The sequence below is a fragment of the Glutamicibacter sp. HZAU genome (assembly GCF_004100365.1).
Taxonomy (GTDB): Bacteria; Actinomycetota; Actinomycetes; order Actinomycetales; family Micrococcaceae; genus Glutamicibacter; species Glutamicibacter nicotianae.
In genome coordinates this window covers 336,628-354,506 of record NZ_SCKZ01000001.1, presented here as the reverse complement: position 1 = coordinate 354,506, position 17,879 = coordinate 336,628, and the positions used below count along the sequence as shown (strand labels likewise).

The window sequence follows — 17,879 nt, the reverse complement described above, 5'->3', positions numbered from 1 at the left end:
ACTGTCCATCCACAGATAGTCCCAGCGCGTTCTCTTTTGCCGGGCCGGCTAATCGAGGCGAAACGCCTCAAGCACGCACCAAGGATTTCCAGTGAGCAGCACGAGCAAGACAGAGCAGCACAGCCATACCCCGTTGGGCAAGCAGCTGCGGCGGCGCAAGTCCATCCAGGCGATGGCCAACGATGCCGCGGACAACGCCGGCCTCGAAACGCTCAAGCGCTCGCTGGGCGTCACCCAGCTGGTCATGATCTCGGTCGGCGCCACCCTGGGCACCGGCATCCTGGTGATCCTCGGATCTGCCGTGCCGGTCGCCGGCCCGGCGATCTGGATCGCCTTCGTGCTGGCCGGCATCACTGCGCTGCTCTCGGCCGTGTCCTACGCCGAAATGGCCGGCATGGTTCCGGTATCCGGCTCCAGCTACTCCTATTCCTACGCCACCCTGGGCGAAGGCATGGCCTGGGTGTGCGGCTGGTGCCTGGTGCTGGAATACGCGGTGTCCGCGGCCGCGGTGGCGGTTGGCGCCGGGTCCTATGTGAACCAGACGCTGGAGATTTTCGGACTCGCCTTGCCGCAAGCTCTGGCCGCCGGCCCGGGCGAGGGCGGCATCATCAACCTCTCGGCACTGATTGTGGTCATCTTGGCCACCTTGCTGCTGGTCCGCGGTGCCCGCGAATCGGCCTTGGCCAACACCGTCATGGTGATCGTGAAGATCGCCATCCTCGTCTTCTTCGTTGTCGTCGCCTTCACCGCTTTCAACGCCGGAAACTTCGCGCCGCTGCTGCCCATGGGCGCCGCGGGCGTCACCGGCGCTGCCTCCATGGTCTTCTTCTCCTACATCGGCTTCGATGCCGCCTCGACCGCCGGCGAAGAAGCCAAGAACCCGCAGAAGGACCTGCCGCGGGCCATCATGATCGCCATGGTGCTGGTGACCACCATCTACGTGCTGGTTGCCGTGGCGGCCATCGGCGCCCGGGAATGGGATTGGTTCGCCGATTCGGAAGCCGCCCTGGTGCAAATCGTTTCCGAGATCACCGGGCAGAAGTGGATGGTCCTGGCCTTCGCCCTGGCCTCGGTGATCGCGATCGTCTCGGTGGTGCTCACCACCTTGTATGGCCAAACCCGCATCCTGCTGTCCATGGGCCGCGATGGCCTGATCCCGCGCTTCTTCGCCAAGGTCTCGCCGAGCACCCGCACCCCGGTCATCTGCACCTACGTCACCGGCGCGGTCGTGGCCATTGCCGCCTCGCTGATCCCCTTGGGCCAGCTGGCCGAGGCGACCAGCATCGGCACCCTGTTCGCCTTCTCGCTGGTGGGCGTCTCGGTGATGCACCTGCGCAAGACCCAGCCCGAGGCTCCGCGCACCTTCCGCGTCCCGCTGTATCCGGTGACCCCGATCCTGGGCATCGCTGCCTGCCTGTTCCTGATGCTCAACCTGGCCGGGATCACCTGGCTGGTCTTCGGAATCTGGATGGCCGTGGGTGCCGCGATCTACCTGGCCTATGGCCGGCGCAATTCGCGCCTGGGAGCCTTGGACCCCAAGGCCTATGAGGCGGAGCTGAACCTCTAAACCTTTCGTCATGCTCTGGGGTTGCGTGCGCTGAGGGCTAAGCTGTGTGGTGGACCACTATCGCAGCTCACGAAGGAAGCGACATGCACCAGGAACCGATCAGCACCGCCGACCTCTACGACCAGCACGGAGATGCGCTGCAGTCCGTCTCCTTGCAGTTCCAGGACTTCGGCGGACGGCTGTCCTTCTACGGGCCAGCACGCACCGTGAAGTGCCATGAGGACAACGGCCTGGTCAAGGAAATCCTGAACTTCCCGGGCAACGGAGCGGTGCTCGTGGTCGATGGGGGAGCGTCCCTGCGCTACGCGTTGATGGGCGACATGATTGCCGAGAGCGCTGAAGCCAATGGCTGGGCCGGGGTCATCATCAGCGGCGCCGTGCGCGACCGGGCCGCACTGGCCGAACTGGAGCTGGGCATCAAGGCGCTGGGCAGCAACCCGCGCAAAACCGTCAAGCGCTCGCATGGCTCAGTGGACGAGACCATCAGCATCGGGGACGTGAACATCCGTCCAGGCGCGATGGTGTACGCGGATATCGACGGGATCCTCGTCGAGCACTGAACGGCCACTGGCGCCGCTAGGACTTGTCGCCAGCGCCTTCCCACTCCGCCTTGAATTCGTCGGTGCTCAAGGTTTCCAAGTCTTCGCGGATCTGGACGACCAGCCGCTCGGCCTCTTCCAGGCTGGAGGTCGTAATGCGCAGGACTACCGAATCGTCCTGGCGCGAATGCACGACGACCTGCGGCTCATTCGCCTCGTATTCGGCATCGCCCAGGGCGGCCGATGCCAGGGCTACGACCCAGCGGGCGGCGGCTTTCAGCGGGCCGCTCTCAGCGGCTTCGATCCGTGCCTCGTAATCATCCGAAGCGTGGGTTTCCTGAGTCATGGCCTGCCCCTTCCAGTACTGCATTTGCCGGTGTCCCGGTTGTGTGTTCATCATATGGCCCGGGCAAGGCAAAAGGCGAGGAGCATCGCCCAACTCGATCCAGGCTGGACGCTCAGCTGGCCGGCTGCTGCTGGCCTGAGCGCTTTGAGGCCTTGCGCGCACGGTAGGCGCGCACATGCTCGCGGTTGGCGCAGTTGCCGGTATCGCAGTACAGCTTGGAGCGGTTGCGCGACAGGTCCAGCAGCGCCGCCTCGCAGTCCTCGGAGGCGCAGATCCGCAGCCGCTGCAAGCCGCCGGAACGGATCACTTCGGCCAGCGCCATGGCGGCATCCACGGCCATCCGGTCGTAGAGCGGGGTGCTGTTGGTGGTGGCGTGCAGGTGGTAGCCCAGCGATTCGCTCTTGATCAGCTGCGGCTGGGCGTTGGCATTGCGCAGGATGGCATTGACCCGGAAGACTGATTCTTCTTCGGTGCCGATCCAGATGTTCTTCAGCTGGGAACGCAGCTGGCGGATGGAACGCAGCTCCGCCTGGTTGTGCGCGCGTGAGCCGTCGAAGTTCTCCGCATCGAGGAACTCATCGAGATCAGCGACGGTGGAGAGCATATCCACGATTTGCACCTCGGTATTCAGGAGATTCACCACGGTCTTCAGCGACGCTTCGATATCTGGGGCAAAGGTCATAATTCGTTCCTGGAGGGTGGGTGGATTGACTGCCACTCAAGCCTAACCGTATCGTCATGCTCATACCCCCATTTGCCCCTGAACGGGGCATGAGATTCTGCGCGAAAGACCCTCATGAGCGACCTGCCTGCCCCCGGTGCGCCTGCAGCTTCCACCGCTGCTGCGACCCGCCAGCCCAGCCAATCGAAGGGCATTTGGATTGCGCTGGCCTCCTCGGCCGCCTTCGGGTTGTCGGGCTCCTTCGCCAAGGGGCTTTTCGAAGCCGGCTGGAGCCCTACCGCCGCGGTAGCCGCCCGCATGGCAGGTGCCGCACTGGTGTTGGCCATCCCGGCCCTGCTGGCGATGCGCGGACGGTGGGTGCTGCTGCGCACCAACTGGGTGTCGATTGTGCTCTTCGGCTTGTTCGGGGTGGGCGCCTGCCAGCTGTGCTACTTCCTGGCGGTGCAGCGATTGGACGTGGGCGTGGCCCTGCTGCTGGAGTATCTGGCGCCGGTGCTGATCGTGCTGGTGCTGTGGGCCAGGCACCAGAAGCGCCCGTCCGTGGCGACCATCGCCGGAACCCTGCTGTCGCTGGCCGGGCTGGTGGCGGTGCTCGACCTGACCGGTACGACACGTATCGACCCGATTGGCGTGCTCTGGGGACTGGGCGCGGCCATCGGGCTGACCGTCTACTTCTTCATCAGCGCCAAGGTTGATGGCGCGCTGCCGCCGATCATGCTCTCTGCCGGAGGCATGGCAGTCGGTGCGCTGACCATGCTGGCCGTGGGAGGACTGGGCATCCTTCCCATGCACTGGGCTCCTGGCACCGGCTCCTTCGCCGGCTTCGAGACCCCGTGGTGGCTGGCGCTGACCGGGCTGATCCTAATCGCCACCGTGTTCTCCTACACCACCGGCGTGATGGCCGCGAGGGAACTGGGATCCAAGGTGGCAAGCTTCATCTCATTGACCGAGGTGCTCTTCGCGGTGCTCTGGGCCTGGCTGCTGCTGGCCGAGCTGCCCGGTGCGGTGCAGCTGTTCGGCGGCCTGCTGATCGTGGGCGGGGTGGTTCTGGTCCGCATCGACGAATTGCGGGCGGCCCGGATCCGCAAATAGCCGAAGCGGTCCCAAGCGGATACTGCGCACGCGTTGCCAATTGCTGTGCGCAGGATGACAATGGAAAACCTGCTGACCTGTACAGACTGGGAGAAATACATTTCGCAGGCACCTCAAGGTGGAGGAGTTTCCATGGGCAGCAAGTCGGTCATTGTCGTCGGAGCAGGTTCAGCAGGTGCGGTCGTCGCGCGCCGGCTGGTGGACGCGGGAGCGCAGGTGACCTTGTTCGAAGCCGGATCCGAAGACACCAACCCGGCCATCCATGACCTCTCGCGCATGGGCGAACTGTGGCATAGCAAGGACGACTGGGATTACCACACGGTCCCGATGGCCGGGGCCGCCAACAAGCCGATGCACTTGCCTCGTGGCAAGGTGCTCGGCGGATCGCACGCGCTGAACGCAACCATCTGGGTGCGCTGCGCACCGCAGGACTACGACGACTGGGCCAAGGACTGCGGCGAGCAGTGGGCCTGGAAGAACGTCTTGCCGATCTACAAGGATATCGAGAACTTCTCCGGCGGCGCCAGCAAGTTCCACGGCACCGAAGGGCTGGTGCCGGTGGACAACGACTACGAGCTGGATGAAATCCACCAGTCGATCATCGACGCGGCAGTGCAGTCCGGCATCGAGTTCAACCCCGACTACAACGGCGAGCAGCTGGACGGCGTGTCCAAGGAGCAGATCAACGTCGTTGGCGGCGAACGCATCAACACCTGGAAGGCCTACCTCAAGCCGGTGCGCGAGCGTCTTGAGATCATCACCGACGCCGAAGTGCACTCGGTGATCCTGGAATCCGGCACCGTGGTGGGCGTGCGCTATCAGAAGGGCGGGCAGCTGCAGGAGATGCGTGCCGATGAGGTGGTGCTCAGCGCCGGCGCCTTGGGCTCCCCGCAGATCCTCCTGCGCTCCGGAATCGGTCCGGCGGCCGAGCTCCAGGCCGTGGGTGTCGAGCCGCTGCATGAGCTGGACCAGGTGGGCAAGAACCTGCATGACCACCTGCTCGCCCCGGTCATCGCCGAAACCACCACCCGGGACATTCCTGCCCCGCGCACCGGGGTCTCGGTCTCGCAATCGCACATGTTCTCCCGCTCCCGCGCAGACCTGGACCGCCCGGACACCCAGCCGATTTTCTTCGCCGTGCCAATGTACTCCCCGGGCATGGAACCGATCGAGGGCACCGCATTCACCCTGCACTCCGGAATCGTGACCCCGCACAGCCGTGGAGAAATCACCCTGAGCGGACCTGGACTGGAAGATCAGGTGAACATCGATTTGAATGCCCTGGATGATCCGCGGGATCTGGAGGCGTTCGTGTTCTCGATGAAGCAGTGCCGCGAGATGGTCCAGCAGGACGCCTTGGCCCAGGACTGGGGTGCCCGGGAGGTGTACCCGGGCAACGAGGTGAAGAGCGATGAGCAGCTGGGGGAGTACATCCGGAACAATGTGGTGACCTACCACCACCAGGTGGGTACCTGCCGCATGGGCACCGATGCGCAGGCAGTGGTGGATCCGCAGCTGCGCGTCCGCGGGCTGGCCGGCCTGCGCGTCATTGATGCGTCGATCATGCCGAAGATCACCACCGGCAACACCAACGCCCCGGCCATCCTCATCGGCGAGCTGGGAGCCAAATTCCTGGCAGCAGACCTGGGGCTCTGAACAGCGGGGAGGCCAAGCCAAATCGTCCACCCGTCCCGCTGGATGGTGTTTGAGCAGAACGGGTGGGCGATGATGGCCGTCATTGCCATGTGAGATTCATCGATAAAACGCTTCATTGTGAAATCGTTTCAACTCGAAATGATATTTTGGAGGAATGGCTGAACACCGGATTCCCCAGTTCCAATGGAACTCGCTGAGCTATCTCACTGCCCGCGCCGGACGCATCGGCACCCAGGAGCTGACCGAGCTGATGGAATCCGAGTCCTTGACCAGGCATCATTTCACCATCATCTGCGCGCTGGAGGAGTTCGGCGGCATCTCGCAGAATGACCTGGCGGCACGCTCGAATCTGAACCGTGGCCACCTGGTGGCCTACCTCGACCAGCTGTCCACTCGCGGCATCCTGGAACGCAACGTCGATCCGGAAGACCGCCGCCGCAACCTCATTACGCTGACCGCCGCCGGCAGAAAGTTCGCTGCCCGGGCGATGGCCGCCGCAGAGCACAGCGAGGCCAAGGTGTTTGGCGCCTTGGATGCGCAGCAGCAAGTCCAGTTGCGCACCTTGCTCCAGCTGGTCGCCACCCAGGACGGGGAAGCGCAGCAGTGAAACGCCATCTGAAGGAAGTCGTGCGGCGCAGCGTCATCGTGGCCCCGCACCGCCCGTCGCTCATCCCGGCATCCAAGGCGACGCTCAGCCTGGCCGTGCCGCTGATCCTCGTGGCAAGTGCTGGCCGGCTGGACTGGGCAATGTACGCCGCATTCGGCGCTTTCTGCGCGGTCTTCGGCCGCTTCGATGCCTATGCGCCGCGTTTCTGGCAGCAGCTCTCGGCAGGCATCGTGCAGCTGCTCGCCATGCTGCTGGGCACCTATTTCTCGCTCATCGATGCGCCGTTCCTGGTGCGCGCGCTGGTGCTGGCAGTTATCGGCTTCGGCGCCAACTACGTTTCGCATGCCGCAAGCTGGATGCCGCCAGGACCGATCTTCGCGGTCTTCGCCGGCGGGGCCTGCTTGAGCCTGCCGGCTACCGCGGACAACTTCACCGGGGTGCTGCTGGCCGGCGGCGGGACGATGGTCTTCAGCATGCTGCTGATGCTGGGCCTCTCGCTGCGCAAAGCGAACCTGCGCCACACCCTGGGCTCCGGATTCACCTGGGTTCCCAGTGCCCGGGCCATGCCGGAGTCGCTGCAGATGGGCTCGGGCGTGCTGCTCGCTGCAGTCATCGCCTGCCTGGTCGGCGACGGCCACTGGTACTGGGCCAGCCTCGGCGCGATCGCTGCGGTCACCGGCATCGATGCCTATGCGCGCGTGGCCCGCGGGCTGCAGCGCTGCGTTGGCACCTGCCTTGGCGTGGCGCTGGCCGCCGTAGTATTCGCCTTCGATTCCCCGCTCTGGGTGATCCTGGCCGCCGCGCTGGTCTCGCAGTTCATCATCGAGCTGGTGATCCTGCGCAACTATGCGGTGGGCATGGTCTTCATGACCGTCTCCGCGCTGCTGATGGTCCACCTGGTCAGCCCGGAACCGCCCTCGTCGCTGCTCATCGACCGGATTTCCATGACGGTGCTCGGCGCCGCTGTGGGTGCGGCGCAGAGCATTATCATTTCCTCGATCGTTTCCCGCCGCCAGCGCAGCTGAACGGCGGAAGCCGCTACTGATGCCCGGTGATCACCTGCGCTTCGAGCTTGCCGGCTTCGATGGAGATGTGGCGGGCCAATGCCAGCTCCGGTGCTGCGAGCTGTTCGGGCTGGTTGGGCGCCAGGCGCAGCTCCACGGTAATGATCCGCCAATCCAGATGCGGGTGCCGGTTGTCCTGCTCGGCACGCAAGCCCACCTGGACTATGAACTGCAGGGCAGTGCTGGCGGAATCGAAGCGGTAGGCCGCGCGCAGCCCCCGGTCATCACGCATCCAGTCGGGCAAGTCCGCCGGCACCTGGCCGGATTCGATGCGCGGCAATGGACCCGTTGATGCCATGGTTCTTTCCTCCTGCGGCAGCTGTTCGAAGGTAGCCAGCGCTTGCTGGCTGAACCAATGATGGCATTGATCCTGCAGGCGGCAATAGCGATCCCAGCGAGCACGCAGAAAGGCCCCGGCATCTGCTTCAGATGCCGGGGCCTGGACTGTGCAGCCGGTGCGGGCGCGGCTACTGGTGCACGTCTTCGGTAACCTTCGGGGCAGCTTCCTGCTCGTGATTGGCGAAAGACTTCGCGTCACGGTAGGCGGCCGCCTCGTAGCGTTCATGCGCCACCTTCGCCAGGTGCGCGGCGCGCAGCTGCTGGTGCTTCGGGTTGCGACGGATGTACAGGTAGCCGGCGCCCAGGACCAGGAACCAGGCCGGGGTGATCAGCAGGGCGGTGAAGGTATCGGCCTGGGTGGTCAGCGCCCAGATGATGAAGCCGAAGAAGCCGAGCACCACGTACGGCATGATAATTCCGCCTGGCACCTTGAACTTCGAGGCATCGTGCAGGTGCGGGCGGCGGGCCCGGAAGACCAGGTAGCTGAGCAGGATGATGGTCCACACGAACATGAAGCACAGGGCCGAGACGGTGGTGACCAAGGTGAAGGCGCCCATCACCGAGTCGCCGCTGTAGAGCAGGGCGACGCCGGCCAGCAGGAACATGCAGGAGAACATCAGCGCGTTCTTCGGAACCTTGCGCCCGGAGAGCTTGGCGAAGCTCTTCGGGGCATCGCCTTCCATGGACAGGCCGCGCAGCATCCGCGAGGTGGAGTAGATGCCGGAGTTGGCGCTGGAGGTGGCGGAGGTGAGCACCACGAAGTTGATGATGCCCGCGGCGCCGGCCAGGCCGGCCAGGGCGAACATGCCCACGAACGGGGAGTTCTCCGCGGAGAACAGGTTCCACGGCTCGACCATCATCAGGATCAGCAGGGCGCCGACATAGAAGAACAGGATGCGCACGGGAATCGAGTTGATCGCCTTGGGCAGGGTCTTTTCCGGATCCTTGGTCTCGGCTGCGGTGGTGCCCACCAGCTCGATGCCCACGAAGGCGAACACTGCAATCTGGAAGCCGGCGACGAAGCCCATGAAGCCGGTGGGGAACATGCCGCCGTGCGCCCACAGGTTGGCGAAGGAGGAGGTCGTGCCGTCGTGCTGGAAGCCGGTGATGATCATGACCAGGCCGACCACGATCAGGGCGCCGATGGCGACGATCTTGATCAGCGCGAACCAGAATTCGGTTTCGCCGAAGGCCTTCACGGTGGCCAGATTCAGCACCAGCAGCAGTGCGATGCAGGCCAAAGCCGGGATCCACAACGGGAGGTCGCCCCACCAGAAGGCGACATAGTGGGCGATGGCCACCACATCGGCAATGCCGGTGACCACCCAGCAGAACCAGTAGGTCCAGCCGGTGAAGAATGCCGCCCATGGGCCCAACAGGTCGCCGGCGAAATCGGCGAAAGTCTTGTATTCGAGGTTGCTCAGCAGCAGCTCGCCCATGGCGCGCATGACGAAGAAGAGCATGAAGCCGATGATCATGTAGACGAAGATGACCGACGGGCCGGCGACCGAAATCGTCTTGCCGGAGCCCATGAACAGGCCGGTGCCGATCGCGCCGCCAATGGCGATCAGCTGGATGTGTCGATTGGAGAGCCCGCGCTCGAGAGTGGGGCCAGAACTGGTGGGACTCATGCTGGTTGCCTTCCAGGAGTGTGGCGTGACGCCCCGAAGCTGATCTGCCTCCAAGCCGGGTTGGCTTGGAGTGCAGTCTCGCTTCGATGAACACTTCCGTTTCGGAGCAGTCCAGCAGGCTTGCCGGGCACGCTGCGCAAAGAGCAGGGACCAGGCCAGCCAAGGGGAGTACCTCGAATCCGGTGCGCTCGGTGCGGCACTGTTCTTGGTCCCTCCCCAATCTGTATGTCGACCTGAGAGTTTTCACTTCGGCCCGATTACTGGGCGAAGCTTGCTCCTTCGGTGAGTGCGGCCGTACCGCACTGCTTTCCAGATTTGCCTAGTCGTGGCGGTACGGGTGCCTGAGAGTTTCCCGGGGAGGAAATTGCTCCTACGGCGCCCGCCCGTGGTGTGGGCGGGTCTCTCCCGCCACGCATCAGCGGCATATGTGGTGATTGCCATCACAGTATGCGCAGAAACTTCAACGTGGCGCAAATCGCATTTTCATATTTCGCACCCCGTTAATCCGCATGGCTAGGCGATTCACGAGAAATATGAGGCGAAATATTGCGTTGGGGCTTTCGTAATGATTCGCATCCGGCGATCTCCCGCTCCGGGAATGCACAGCACGGATCTCCGCCTCCCACGCCGTAGGCCACCGGTATGACGAAGGCCATGGGCAAAACCCCTGGGACATGCAGCGCAATTTCTCACGCGGCACGCCCCAGGGGTTGTTCCCGGCTGGTGCTAGTGCTTTCCGAAACGGCGCAGCCGCAGCGAGTTGAGCACCACCAGCACGGAGCTGGCTGCCATGGCTGCACCCGCGATCATCGGGTTGAGCAGGCCCAAGGCCGCCACGGGGATGCCCGCGGTGTTGTAGGCGAAGGCCCAGAACAGGTTCATCTTGATCGTGGACAGGGTCTTGGTCGACAGGTCGATGGCCTGGGTGACCTGGTGCAGGTTATTGCCCATCAGGGTGATGTCGGCGGCCTCGATGGCCACATCGGTGCCCGAGCCCATGGCGATGCCCAGGTCAGCTTGGGCCAGTGCCGGCGCATCGTTCACGCCGTCGCCCACCATGGCCACGACCTTGCCCTGCTCCTGCAGTGAGCTGATCGCCTTGGCCTTGTCGGCTGGGAAGACGCCGGCGAAGACATCTTCGTCCTTGATGCCAACCTGCGCAGCCACCTCGGCGGCCACGGACTTGTTATCGCCGGTCAGCAGCACGACGCGCAGGCCGCGATCCTGGAGTTCGGCAATGGCCTTCGCGGAGCTGTCCTTGATCTTGTCTGCTACCGAGATCACTGCCTGGAACTGCCGGTCCACCGCGACCAGAATGGCGGTCGCGCCGGCCTGCTCGGCCTCGTGGAGCATCTGCCGGGCGGATTCGTCCAGCGTCACGCCCTGGGATTCGAGCCACGAGGGGCGCCCGACAACCACCAGCTGGGTGCCGACGGTGCCCTTCACGCCGCCGCCGGGATCCGAGTCGAATCCGCTCGCTTCGGGCAGCGGGCCCAGCTCGGCTGCCGCCTTGGCGATGGCCTGGGCAATGGGGTGCTCGGAGTGGTGCTCCACCGCGCCGGCCAGGGCCAGGGCCTCATTGGCATCGACGCCTTCAATGGCTTTCGTGCCCTGGTGGGCCATCACGCCGGTGGTCACGGTGCCGGTCTTGTCCAGCACGATGGTGTCCAACTTGCGGGTATCTTCCAGCACCTGCGGGCCGCGGATCAGGATGCCCATTTGCGCGCCGCGGCCGGTGCCGACCAGCAGGCCGATCGGGGTGGCCAGGCCCAAGGCGCACGGGCAGGCGATGACCAGCACGGCCACGGCGGCGGTGAAGGCCTGGTAGGTATCGCCGCTGGCGAAGAACCAGATCACGAACGTGAGCAGCGCGATGGCCAGCACGATCGGCACGAAGACCGCGGAAATCCGGTCGGCCAAGCGGGCAATCGGCGCCTTGCCCGACTGGGCTTCGGAGACCAGCCGGCCCATCTGGGCCAAGGTGGTGTCCTCGCCGACCCGGGTCGCCTCGATGACCAGCCGGCCGGAGGTGTTCAGGGTCGCGCCGGTGACCTCATCCCCGGGACCGGCTTTCTGCGGTACCGATTCGCCGGTGAGCAGCGAGGTGTCCACGGCGCTGGCGCCGTCGATGACCACGCCGTCGGTGGCGATCTTCTCGCCGGGGCGCACCACGAAATGCTCCCCGATCTGCACCTGCCCGGCAGGGATCTTCACTTCCTTGCCGTCGCGCAGCACCACCGCGTCCTTGGCGCCCAGGTTCAGCAGCGACTTCAGCGCATCGGAGGCCGAGGACTTGGCCCGGTGCTCCAGGAAGCGACCGAGCAGCAGCAGTGTGGCCACGACGCCGGCGGTTTCGAAGTAGAGCGCATGCTCGGACATCGGCATGCCGATGTGGGCGGTCATTTGCGGATCGAGGATCAGCTGCACCGCGGAGAAGAAGTAGGCGGCGAGCACGCCGAGGGACACCAGGGTGTCCATGGTCGAGGCCAGGTGCCGCGCGTTGACTGCCGCGGCCTTGTGGAAGGGCCACGCGCCGTAGAAGACCACGGGAGTGGCCAGCGCGAAGGCGGCCCAGCCCCAGTGCGGGAACTGCGCTGCGGGGATCATGGAAATGATGAACAGCGGGATGGTGAAGACCGCGGAGATGACCAGGCGGCGCAGCAGGTGGCTGGGCACCAGGTGCTCGTGCCCGCCGTGCTCATGCTCCGAAGGCCCATGTCCGCCATGTCCCTGGTGGTCCGAACCGGCTGGCTTCGGCGGGTGCTTGAGCGAGGCGGTGTAGCCGGCGGCTTGCACCGTCTCGATCAGCGTTTCATCGGTGACCTCGGCGGGCACCTGGACCTTGGCGGTTTCCAAGGGAAGGTTCACCGTGGCGCTGACGCCGGGCAGCTTGCCCAGTTTTCGTTCCACCCGGTTCACGCACGAGGCGCAGGTCATCCCTTGGATGTCCAGATCGACCGTGCGCACGTCGGGGATTGCTTCGTGCGGGGCGTGGGAAGTCATGATTTGCTACCTTGCACTTTCTTGCCGTTGCGGCGTGGTGCCTGGCTGGTGGCGGCTAGGCGTTGATTGCTTCGACGGTGTACCCGGCCTCGTCGATGGCGGCGCGAATGCTTTCTTCGCTCACGCTTGCGGTGGTGGTGACGTTGGCGGTGGATACGCCCTTGGCGTCGAGGATGACCTCGACTTCCTGCACTCCGTCAAGCTCCTTGAGTTCTTCAGTGACCGAGGAGACGCAGTGGCCGCAGGTCATGCCGGAGATCTTGATTTCCATGCGGCTGGCCAGCGGGGTGCTCTGCTCGCGCGGGATGATCTGCAGGCCCTCGTTGGAGTTCTTTTCCGAGGAGCATCCGCAATTGCAGTTGTGGCTCATGATCTTGCTCTCTTTCGATGAATTCTGTGTGAATTGGAAACTGGTGCGTTGGCGCGCGCTCAGCGCACCAGGCGGGAGATGGCGGCCGTCGCTTCGGCAATCTTGCCTTGCACGATGGACGGGTCGCCCTGCTCGATGGAGGACTTGGCCGCATCCACCACGCAGTGGCCGATGTGGTCATCGATGAGCTGCACGCTGACCTTGTGCAATGCCGCGTTGATGGCGGAGATCTGGGTCAGGATGTCGATGCAGTACTTGTCTTCATCTACCATCTTGGCCACTCCGCGCACCTGGCCTTCAATGCGCTTCAAACGTCGTTCCAAGGCGCTTTTGTCCGCGTGATAGCCGTGGTGCTCGGCTGTTTCATGTGGCGTGTGGTTGGTTTCCATACTCCGATGATACCCCCTAGGGGTATTAAGTCAAGTACCCCCTAGGGGTATCTGGCATCCCCCAATCCGGAAGGGAAGCACGGTAGGATTTCACCCGTGAGCCACAACGAACTTCATGTGCGTCCGATATCCGGTACCGAGCACTCAGCATTCCTGGAGACCGCCCACGACGTCAGCTTCCTGCAGCGTCCCGAATGGGCCCAGGTCAAGGGCGGCTGGCGGGGCGAATCCCTCGGTTTCTTCGAGGAGGACGAACTGGTCGGCGCCGCACTGGTGCTGCACCGTGCGGCCCCGGTGATCAAGAAGACCCTCGCCTACTTGCCCGATGGCCCGGTCATCGACTTCAGCACCTACGCGCCGGAAGCGGTCATCCGCCCGCTGGCCTCCTACCTGAAGAACCGCGGCGCCTTCCAGCTGAAGATGGGCCCGGGACTTGCAGTGCGCACCTGGGGCGCCGCCGCCGTGCGCAAGAACCTGGGCAAGGAAGGCTTCACCCAGCTGAACGACCTGGAAACCAAGAGCACGTCGAGCACCGCGCTGGCACTGAATGACGCGCTGGCAGATCTGGGGTTCACCAAGGAAGACGTGGGCCTGGACTTCGCCGCCGGCCAGCCCGAATACGTGGCCCGCGTGGCGCTGCAGGATGATGAGGGCAACCAGCTGGATGCCGAGCAGGTCATGGCCAGCTACTCCTCGACCACCCGCAACGAGACCCGCAAGGCGCTGAAGAGCACCCTGGAAGTCGAGATCGGCGCAACCAAGGACATGGCCCGCTTCCATGCCCTGTACAACCACACCGCCGACCGCCAGGAGTTCACCGGCCGACCGCTGAGCTACTTCGAGAAGATGCACACCGTGCTCAACAAAGCGGTGCCCGGCTCCTGCACCCTGTACATTGCCAGCAATGAAGGCGTGGACCTCGCGGCCGCCATTGTCATCCGCTCCTCGAACCTTGCCTGGTACCTCTACGGCGCCTCCTCCTCGGAGCAGCGCAAGCTGTTCGCCCCGAAAGCGATCATGCACCATATGGTCAGCGACTCCATCGACGCCGGCTGCCGCTACCTGGACCAGGGCGGCGTGAGCGCAACCCTGGACAAGGAGCACCACCTGTCCGGGCTGACCAAGTTCAAGACCAACACCGGCTGCGACATCGTGCAGACCAGCGGCGAATGGGACCTGGCGCTGAACAAGCCGCTGGCCTGGGCCTTCGAAAAGTACATGAACTGGCGCAAGAAGTAGGGAAAGCACCACTGTGGCAATCGATCCAACCCAGCCCTTCGTCCCCGTCATCCTCGGCGGAGACATCGGCACCTACACCCTGGCGCGCGAATTCTACGAAGCCTACGGCGTGCGCTCGGTGGTCCTGCCGGCCGCCGGCAACGGCGTCATCGAGCACTCGGTCGCCATCGAGCTGCGCCCCATCGGCTCCATGGCCGACGAGGGGCGCGTGGTCGCGGCCTTGGCCGAGCTGGCCGATGAGCTGAAAGCCGAGGGGAACCGGCCGCTGATGCTCTTCGGCTCGCTGGACTTCCACATCATGCTGATCGCCAAGCACCGTGCGCAGCTGGAAAGCCAGTACGTCATCCCGTACCCCGAGCTGGAAACCATCGAGGGCGCGGCGCTGAAGGAGAACTTCTACGCGCTCGCCGAGAAGCTGGGCATCGCCCACCCGCGCACCGCCGTGCACTACCCGGGAGCCGAGCTGGAATCCCTGGTCGGCTCCTTCGACTACCCGGTCATCGGCAAGCCCTCGAGCTCCGCTGAATGGATTGCCGCCAAGTTCGAGGGAAAGCAGAAGATCCACACCATCAACAGCCGTGCAGAGCTTGAAGCGCTGCTGGCAAAGATCGATGGCAGCGGGTACGACGCGGGCTACATCCTGCAGGAATACATTCCCGGGGGCGATGACGCGATGCGCCTGTGCACCTATTTCGCCACCCAGGAAGAAAAGGTCATCTTCGCCGGATACGGCGAAGTGGTGATCGAGGAGCATGCCCCGCTGGTGCTGGGCAACTCCGCCGCCATCGTGACCGGGCGCAATGATCAAATGGCCGCGGATGGCGCGCGCATGCTCGAAGAGCTGGGCTGGCGCGGAATTGCCATGATCGATGCCAAATATGACCACCGCGATGGCCAGATCAAGTTCTTCGAGATCAACCCCCGTCTGGGCCGCAACCACTTCTACCTGACCGCTGCCGGGGTGAATCCCGCCCGTTTCTACGTCACCGAGTTCCTCGGTGCCCAGTTCGATGATTCGGATCCGGAAACCGACGCCGTGGTGGAGACCGGGGCAGGGGTGCTGCAGCTGTCGCGCCAGCGGCTGTTCACCGTGCTGCCGCACCATCTGCTGCGCCGCTTCTTCGATAGCGACACCGGCCGCAAGGCCGAGGCGCTGCTCAAGGCTGGCAAGGTGTCGAACCCGTTGAAGTTCTCCGCCGAGAAGCATCCCCGCCGCAAGCTCTACCTGCTGCTGAACGCGGTCAACCACTACCGCAAGTACAAGGCATTCCCGCCACGCGAGCAGTAGGCGGCCTCGCCTAGGGCCTAGGGCCTTGGCCGGGCAGGGGATTGCTGGGCGAAAGCGTCGGATGGAACTGTCCACCCGTCGCGGGCCTGGACCCATGGGCTCTGCGTGATCCGCGCGCCATCCAGGATGTCAAGGGTTGTGGGCTGGCCGTCGACGGCCGGTGCGAGCTCGACCGGTGTCATGCCCCTGGCCGCGGCAATGCCCAGCGTAACGGTTTCATCCGGATCCAGGGATGTCGACATGGCATTCCACTCCAAAGTCGAGATCACCGCTTCGCCCGCAGGAATGGTGACGCGTTCAAGGAGGATGCCCGGTTCGGGCTGCAGCTGGACATCCGGTTGGGCTTCCCCCTCCGCGTTGAGGAAAGCGATCTGCGGGTAGGAGCGCAGCGCGCACGGGCCGGCAGAAGTGTTCTTGGCAAACACCGGCAGGTACCGGGAACCGGCAGCCGCGTCGGGTGTTCCCAAAGCAGTGTCCAGCTCATCCTCCGCACACCATGGGGCCGACGGGTCTTGCGGCCAGCTGGTGACGTTATCGGGGAGAACCACCGGTCGGGGAATGAGCGACTCGGGTTTCTTGCCGCCAACCCAGCCTTCGGCAAGGACCTCGTATCCAGCCGAGAACAGCTTGTAGGGCATGGCCTCGTCAAATGCTTCATGCTGCTCCAGCCACACGTGGGTTTCCTGCTCGGCTGCTGCTGGCGCCTGGTTGCCAAGGGTCAGGTTCAACCCGGAATTATCAATGCTGGCGTTCTGGAAGATCCCCCGCTTGGCTGCATCGGCAAGGAGCTGGAGCTCGGACATATCGGTGCGATCCGTGGCCGAATAGCGCACGCTGTGATCGGCGAGGACCAGCTCGGCCGGGTGCTTGGCTTGGGCCGTGAATTCTCCCAGCTTCAGCAGCTGCTCCAGATTGTCCGCCGTGGCCGAGCCATTGATCACGCTGGCCGCGCCATGGTGGCGCAGGCCGAAGGCGAAGGCTGCCTTCTCGCCAAGCAAGGCAGGTTTCGCTTGTTCGTCAGCGGCGGCGGGGGAGATAATTTCGCTGACTTTCAACGGGTAGGCCTTGGTCTTCGACCCCTGGATTTTCCGCGAGGGGCCGGCAACGAAAGACAGGTGGATTTCATTCATGTCCAGAGCCGGGGCTCCGGCCTGGATGTCTTGGGCCATCTGGGTGACGGCTTCTCTGGCTTGCCCGGGGGCGAGCTGATCTGAGAGCTCGAATTGCACGTCAACTGACAACTCCGGTGCGGCCAAGGCATCGCGCTCCGACACCCTGGAGGACACCTGGGAGCCCAAGACGCCATCTCGATCCGCGACGGTTGCCAGGAAATCGCACACGTCATCCGGAGCATCGCAGGAGTCCCATGGCTTCCAGACCATCAGGAGAACTGCGATCAGCGCCAGCGCGGCAACGATGGCGCCAGCGCGCAGTGGTTTCATCTGGTCACTGTATCAAAAGCGTGTCCGTGCATCCGGGATGGCCCAGTGGAAAACAGCGTGGAAGCTATGCGAGTAAAATTTCAAGCACACGAAGTGAAAGGCAGTTCCCATGAGTTTGAAAGATCGCCTGCGCGATGACAGCATCGTCCACCTGAAGGCCGGCAACGAGCTGGAGAAGACGACCCTGCGCAATATCCTCAGCGCCATCGGCACCAAGGAGAAATCCGGGAAGAACCCCACGGAACTGAACGACCAGGACGTGGAGAACCTGCTGCGCAAGGAAGTCAGCAACCGCGAGGAAACCGCTGCCCTGGCTGCCAAGGACGGGCGTGCCGAACATGCCGAACGCGAGCTGGCCGAAGCCGCCTTCATCTCCACCTACCTGCCGAAGGCGCTGGGCGAAGCAGAAGCCCAGGAGATTGTCGACCGGGTCATGGCCGAGCTGGCGGCAGACCATGAGCTGACCATGAAGGACATGGGCCAGGCGATGAAGCTGGTTGGCGCCGAAATCGCTGGCCGCTTCGACGGCAAGGCGCTCTCACAGATGGTGCGCGCCAAGCTGGGCTAATCCGCTGGGGTTTGCGCTGCGCCACGAGGCCGTCCCGTTTATCGGGGCGGTCTTTTT

At 64.3% G+C, this 17,879-nt stretch carries 17 protein-coding genes and 1 riboswitch; of the genes, 9 read left to right on the top strand and 8 right to left on the bottom strand.

Features of this window, described 5'->3' with window-relative positions:
- Positions 1-172: 172 nt before the first annotated feature.
- Together EKH49_RS01660 and rraA are read left to right on the top strand one after the other, a co-directional pair.
- Positions 173-1,567, top strand: a complete 1,395-nt coding sequence (locus tag EKH49_RS01660) for an amino acid permease (RefSeq protein ID WP_236641001.1) — start codon at positions 173-175, stop codon at positions 1,565-1,567.
- A gap of 83 nt (positions 1,568-1,650) precedes the next feature.
- Complete coding sequence (rraA, locus tag EKH49_RS01655; protein ID WP_128469407.1) at positions 1,651-2,127, top strand: ribonuclease E activity regulator RraA; 477 nt, start codon at positions 1,651-1,653, stop codon at positions 2,125-2,127.
- Between the two features lie 16 nt (positions 2,128-2,143).
- Here the strand turns inward: rraA and EKH49_RS01650 are convergent, their stop codons facing one another.
- Both EKH49_RS01650 and EKH49_RS01645 read right to left on the bottom strand, forming a co-directional pair.
- Positions 2,144-2,452: a hypothetical protein gene (locus EKH49_RS01650; RefSeq protein WP_038993088.1), complete on the bottom strand. Its 309-nt coding sequence runs from the start codon at positions 2,450-2,452 to the stop codon at positions 2,144-2,146.
- A 112-nt stretch (positions 2,453-2,564) separates the two neighbouring features.
- Positions 2,565-3,134, bottom strand: coding sequence for a CGNR zinc finger domain-containing protein (locus EKH49_RS01645; protein ID WP_128469406.1), 570 nt, complete (start codon positions 3,132-3,134; stop codon positions 2,565-2,567).
- A gap of 114 nt (positions 3,135-3,248) precedes the next feature.
- On the opposite strand from EKH49_RS01645, the gene EKH49_RS01640 reads away from it, so the two are divergent.
- From EKH49_RS01640 to EKH49_RS01625, 4 genes are all read left to right on the top strand, one after another.
- Positions 3,249-4,226, top strand: a complete 978-nt coding sequence (locus EKH49_RS01640) for an EamA family transporter (protein ID WP_128469405.1) — start codon at positions 3,249-3,251, stop codon at positions 4,224-4,226.
- A gap of 132 nt (positions 4,227-4,358) precedes the next feature.
- Positions 4,359-5,882, top strand: a complete 1,524-nt coding sequence (locus EKH49_RS01635; protein ID WP_128469404.1) for a GMC family oxidoreductase — start codon at positions 4,359-4,361, stop codon at positions 5,880-5,882.
- Positions 5,883-6,036: 154 nt separating this feature from the next.
- Positions 6,037-6,489, top strand: coding sequence for a MarR family winged helix-turn-helix transcriptional regulator (locus EKH49_RS01630; protein WP_128469403.1), 453 nt, complete (start codon positions 6,037-6,039; stop codon positions 6,487-6,489).
- Complete coding sequence (locus tag EKH49_RS01625) at positions 6,486-7,514, top strand: FUSC family protein (protein WP_128469402.1); 1,029 nt, start codon at positions 6,486-6,488, stop codon at positions 7,512-7,514. Before EKH49_RS01630 ends, EKH49_RS01625 begins: the two co-directional genes overlap by 4 nt.
- A 13-nt stretch (positions 7,515-7,527) precedes the next feature.
- On the opposite strand, the gene EKH49_RS16475 is transcribed toward EKH49_RS01625, so the two are convergent.
- The 5 genes from EKH49_RS16475 to EKH49_RS01600 all read right to left on the bottom strand — a co-directional run bounded on the left by EKH49_RS16475 (position 7,528) and on the right by EKH49_RS01600 (position 13,285).
- The gene (locus EKH49_RS16475) at positions 7,528-7,851 is read right to left on the bottom strand and encodes a 4a-hydroxytetrahydrobiopterin dehydratase (RefSeq protein WP_161567418.1); all 324 of its coding nucleotides are present in this window, start codon (positions 7,849-7,851) and stop codon (positions 7,528-7,530) included.
- A 169-nt stretch (positions 7,852-8,020) separates the two neighbouring features.
- A complete protein-coding gene (gene cycA / locus EKH49_RS01615) occupies positions 8,021-9,523 on the bottom strand; it encodes a D-serine/D-alanine/glycine transporter (protein WP_128469400.1) in 1,503 nt (500 codons plus the stop codon).
- A gap of 319 nt (positions 9,524-9,842) precedes the next feature.
- Positions 9,843-9,941, bottom strand: a riboswitch (glycine riboswitch).
- Positions 9,942-10,249: 308 nt separating this feature from the next.
- The gene (locus EKH49_RS01610; RefSeq protein WP_128469399.1) at positions 10,250-12,526 is read right to left on the bottom strand and encodes a heavy metal translocating P-type ATPase; all 2,277 of its coding nucleotides are present in this window, start codon (positions 12,524-12,526) and stop codon (positions 10,250-10,252) included.
- Positions 12,527-12,581: 55 nt separating this feature from the next.
- Complete coding sequence (locus EKH49_RS01605; protein ID WP_128469398.1) at positions 12,582-12,896, bottom strand: heavy-metal-associated domain-containing protein; 315 nt, start codon at positions 12,894-12,896, stop codon at positions 12,582-12,584.
- Positions 12,897-12,955: 59 nt separating this feature from the next.
- Positions 12,956-13,285, bottom strand: coding sequence for a metal-sensitive transcriptional regulator (locus tag EKH49_RS01600; RefSeq protein ID WP_128469397.1), 330 nt, complete (start codon positions 13,283-13,285; stop codon positions 12,956-12,958).
- A 96-nt stretch (positions 13,286-13,381) separates the two neighbouring features.
- Between EKH49_RS01600 and EKH49_RS01595 the strand changes: the two genes are divergently transcribed.
- Together EKH49_RS01595 and EKH49_RS01590 are read left to right on the top strand one after the other, a co-directional pair.
- Complete coding sequence (locus tag EKH49_RS01595) at positions 13,382-14,524, top strand: lipid II:glycine glycyltransferase FemX (protein WP_128469396.1); 1,143 nt, start codon at positions 13,382-13,384, stop codon at positions 14,522-14,524.
- A gap of 13 nt (positions 14,525-14,537) precedes the next feature.
- Complete coding sequence (locus EKH49_RS01590) at positions 14,538-15,812, top strand: carboxylate--amine ligase (RefSeq protein WP_128469395.1); 1,275 nt, start codon at positions 14,538-14,540, stop codon at positions 15,810-15,812.
- 17 nt (positions 15,813-15,829) lie between these two features.
- On the opposite strand, the gene EKH49_RS01585 is transcribed toward EKH49_RS01590, so the two are convergent.
- Positions 15,830-17,254, bottom strand: a complete 1,425-nt coding sequence (locus tag EKH49_RS01585) for a DUF4232 domain-containing protein (protein WP_128469394.1) — start codon at positions 17,252-17,254, stop codon at positions 15,830-15,832.
- Between the two features lie 109 nt (positions 17,255-17,363).
- Between EKH49_RS01585 and EKH49_RS01580 the strand changes: the two genes are divergently transcribed.
- The gene (locus tag EKH49_RS01580; protein ID WP_128469393.1) at positions 17,364-17,822 is read left to right on the top strand and encodes a GatB/YqeY domain-containing protein; all 459 of its coding nucleotides are present in this window, start codon (positions 17,364-17,366) and stop codon (positions 17,820-17,822) included.
- Positions 17,823-17,879 lie beyond the last annotated feature (57 nt).

Coding starts and splice junctions, on each gene's coding strand:
- EKH49_RS01650 (WP_038993088.1), bottom strand. CDS start 2,452: ATGACTCAGGAAACCCACGCTTCGGATGATTACGAGGCACGGATCGAA.
- EKH49_RS01630 (WP_128469403.1), top strand. CDS start 6,037: ATGGCTGAACACCGGATTCCCCAGTTCCAATGGAACTCGCTGAGCTAT.
- EKH49_RS01580 (WP_128469393.1), top strand. CDS start 17,364: ATGAGTTTGAAAGATCGCCTGCGCGATGACAGCATCGTCCACCTGAAG.
- EKH49_RS01645 (WP_128469406.1), bottom strand. CDS start 3,134: ATGACCTTTGCCCCAGATATCGAAGCGTCGCTGAAGACCGTGGTGAAT.
- rraA (WP_128469407.1), top strand. CDS start 1,651: ATGCACCAGGAACCGATCAGCACCGCCGACCTCTACGACCAGCACGGA.
- EKH49_RS01600 (WP_128469397.1), bottom strand. CDS start 13,285: ATGGAAACCAACCACACGCCACATGAAACAGCCGAGCACCACGGCTAT.
- EKH49_RS01585 (WP_128469394.1), bottom strand. CDS start 17,254: ATGAAACCACTGCGCGCTGGCGCCATCGTTGCCGCGCTGGCGCTGATC.
- EKH49_RS16475 (WP_161567418.1), bottom strand. CDS start 7,851: ATGGCATCAACGGGTCCATTGCCGCGCATCGAATCCGGCCAGGTGCCG.
- EKH49_RS01610 (WP_128469399.1), bottom strand. CDS start 12,526: ATGACTTCCCACGCCCCGCACGAAGCAATCCCCGACGTGCGCACGGTC.
- EKH49_RS01635 (WP_128469404.1), top strand. CDS start 4,359: ATGGGCAGCAAGTCGGTCATTGTCGTCGGAGCAGGTTCAGCAGGTGCG.
- EKH49_RS01605 (WP_128469398.1), bottom strand. CDS start 12,896: ATGAGCCACAACTGCAATTGCGGATGCTCCTCGGAAAAGAACTCCAAC.
- EKH49_RS01660 (WP_236641001.1), top strand. CDS start 173: ATGGCCAACGATGCCGCGGACAACGCCGGCCTCGAAACGCTCAAGCGC.
- cycA (WP_128469400.1), bottom strand. CDS start 9,523: ATGAGTCCCACCAGTTCTGGCCCCACTCTCGAGCGCGGGCTCTCCAAT.
- EKH49_RS01640 (WP_128469405.1), top strand. CDS start 3,249: ATGAGCGACCTGCCTGCCCCCGGTGCGCCTGCAGCTTCCACCGCTGCT.